Source organism: Mesorhizobium sp. M1A.F.Ca.IN.020.06.1.1, assembly GCF_004023265.1.
In the GTDB taxonomy this organism is placed as follows: Bacteria; Pseudomonadota; Alphaproteobacteria; order Rhizobiales; family Rhizobiaceae; genus Mesorhizobium.
In genome coordinates, this window is sequence record NZ_RZSR01000891.1 from 1 (window position 1) to 2,477 (window position 2,477).

Here is a 2,477-nt window from a genome sequence, read left to right on the forward strand (position 1 = left end):
GCCCATCCGGGACGAGCCCGAGATATTTCGTTACCTGCGGCAAAGCCATGCGCTTGTGGCAATAACGCACTCGGCCGCGCAGCTCCCGCTGGATGTGGTGACGTGCCTTGACGAGAAGATCCCGTTCGTCACGACGGACGTCGGCAGCATGCGCGGGCTGCTTCAGCCGGAGTCCGCCGAGGCGGTCATGATGCAGGCAGCCCCCTCCGCGATCGCGGCCAAGATCCAATCCGTGATCGAGAGCCGCTCGTTCGGTCCGGCAAAACCGTTGCTTGACCGGGAAGCGCGCGAGAAGGCCTGGAGCAAACTGCACGTCAAATTGTGCCGGCATCCGGCCAGAGCCGACGGCCCAAGCCGGAACCGCAGCCGACCGCCGCTGGTATCCATCATCACGGCGCACTACAATCGGGCGCGGCTGTTGCCGCAGGCGATTGCCTCGGTCCGGCGCCAGGACTACCCCAATATCGAACTGATCGTCGTCGATGACGGCAGCACGGATCCGGATGCAATTCGGCTGCTCAATGACATCGAGCCCGAGTTCGAGCAGCGCGGCTGGCGGATCATCCGGCAGAAGAACGGCTTCCTCGGCAAAGCGCGCAACACCGGTATTCGCGCCGCCAAGGGGTCCTTTATCCTGTTCCTGGACGACGACAACGCTCTCTTCCCCAACGCCGTCAGCACGTTTGTGGCCGGCATGCAAAAGTCCGGCGCCGATATCTGCACGACTTTCGCCAAATGGCTCAACGAGCCTTTCGTGCCGCCGGACACCAAGAGCGGCTATATGCTCTACTTTCCGGTCGGCGGTCCGCCGGACATCGCGCTGATTACCAATCCGTATGGCGACGCCAACGCGATGTTCCGGCGCGAGGTGTTCGACAAGGTTGGCTACCTCAACGAGGAGCGCGGCTTTTCGGCGAGCGATTGGGAATTCTTCCTGCGCGCCGATCTCGCGGGTCTGGAAATCGCCACCGTGCCGGAGCCGCTGTACTGGTACCGGTCTTCGCCGGCCGGCATGAACCGCAATGCCGAGTGGCTGAGGAATCGCCGGCCGATCATCGATGTGTTTCGAAAGCACAAGTTCGCGCACACCGACATGTTCGTGCAGCTCGGCATCAGCTCGAACACTGCCGATCATGAGAAGGACCTCAACCTCTGGAACCTTGAACTGCGCGTCAAGGACGAACGGTATCTGCGGCTGAGCGCAGCCTCCCCCAACTCCGCGGACGCAGTGCAGTTGCTGGCCGAGATTGCGGCGCGAGAAGGCAGGGCCGATACGGCCATTTCGCTGCTCGCTCACGCCGGACGGTCCGACTTCACGCTGGGCGTCGTCGAACTGCTCAACGCCGCCGCTGAAGAAACAGTGCCGGAACTCCATTCCTCGCTCTACAGCGAGCGCTACCTCCCGGTCGAAGCCCTGCGCCGCGCCTATGTTGGCTCGCATCCGGCTGCCGATGCGGATCTCTTGAGTTATGTCGAGCAGTCGCCGGACCAGCTGTTTGTCCAAGCCACCGCCGGCACCGTCTCAATGGCGCTGCTGAAGGGCGTCTGTCCGGCGAGGACGATCAGCGCCAGCTGCTGGGTCTATCTCGATGAGGCACTGACCGCACCGGCGCAGTTCCAGATCGCGATCGTGGACGCGGAAAACCAGACCTTTGACCAGCTCGCCCGGCTCCTCGAGGATGGCGACGGGAACGGTTGGGCCGATGTCAGCCGCCCGCACGAACCACGCGAGATCGCAACGGGCGTCCACTCGCCTGCTCCCGGCAGACGCGACCTGCTGCTCGCCGTCAGATGCGGCGGCAATCGGCCGGACGCTCGGGTGCTCGGGGGCTTTTCAAGCATTCAGGTCCGAAATGTGGTTTCGACCGGCGGGAAGCACCCGCGTCTCAACGCGCCGCAAGAACGTCAACGCATGCGGCGGCTGACCGGCGAGGAGCTGAAGCGCGCAGCGCTTGTAACGAACTATCCGTCCGAGTTGCCGGCATTGCTGGTCGCCGGGGACAATGGCGGTATCTTTTTGCGGCCGAGCATCCATGGCCCGGTTGTCGCCGCCCTCAATTCGACTTTCCCGACCTTTGCCCGCAGTGTCATCGCTACGGTGGAGATCGCCCACGAGGATGCCTCGCCGTTCGAATTCGCCATGGCGCTGGGCCGGCCGGAAGAAAAACTGGGCTGGAAAAACGACACGCCGGTCGGCGCGCTGGCATTCTCCGGATGGACTCGGATTTCGAAACCTTTCGAGTTGCACGATTTGAAGGTTTCCGTCCGGGAGATCGACCGCAAATGGCTGACCATCTATCTGGCCATCAAACTGCCGCGCGGTTCGAAGCCGATGCCGTCCAACGCCTTCTGGCGCAAATTGCTGCTCGTCTGGGACTGAAGGGCGGGAGCCCGCCAATCGCGCGAACGTGACCTTTCATGGGTGCGAATCAGAGGTGCGAAGTGCGATAAGAACAGATCGGGTCAGTGTGGAGGGC

The 2,477-nt window shown here is 63.1% G+C and carries 1 protein-coding gene; it reads left to right on the plus strand.

Going from position 1 to position 2,477, the window contains the following annotated elements; all coding sequences use genetic code 11:
* On the plus strand, window positions 1-2,380 hold a 2,380-nt coding region (locus EOA60_RS28595), incomplete at its 5' end, for a DUF6212 domain-containing protein (RefSeq protein ID WP_206628295.1).
* Between the last annotated feature and the right edge of the window lie 97 nt (window positions 2,381-2,477).